We start from the raw sequence: 260 nt of genomic DNA on the forward strand, positions 1-260 counted from the left end.
ATACGTCCCATCGAATTCGCTTTGTTTACACACCAAAACACTCCTCTTGGCTCAATCAAATCGAGCTATGGTTCAGTATTTTGGTGCGTCGCTTACTTAAACGAGGAAACTTTACCTCGCTTGAGCATCTCAAACAACGGATTTTGACCTTCATTACCTAACCCAAGTTGCGGGTTATGGGAATCCAAGTGCTATGCACCTGCTGATTCATGCGATCGCCAATCACAAATTGGCGGTTGCGAGTAGTGCAACCGCAACTT

1 protein-coding gene is annotated in these 260 nt (G+C 45.4%); it reads left to right on the forward strand.

Features of this window, described 5'->3' with window-relative positions; all coding sequences use genetic code 11:
- The first annotated feature begins 14 nt into the window (after positions 1-14).
- Positions 15-161, forward strand: a complete 147-nt coding sequence (locus AABK37_RS42150) for a transposase (RefSeq protein WP_432557294.1) — start codon at positions 15-17, stop codon at positions 159-161.
- The last annotated feature ends 99 nt before the right edge of the window (positions 162-260 follow it).

Source organism: Tolypothrix sp. VBCCA 56010, from assembly GCF_050875635.1.
Taxonomy (GTDB): Bacteria; Cyanobacteriota; Cyanobacteriia; order Cyanobacteriales; family Nostocaceae; genus Hassallia.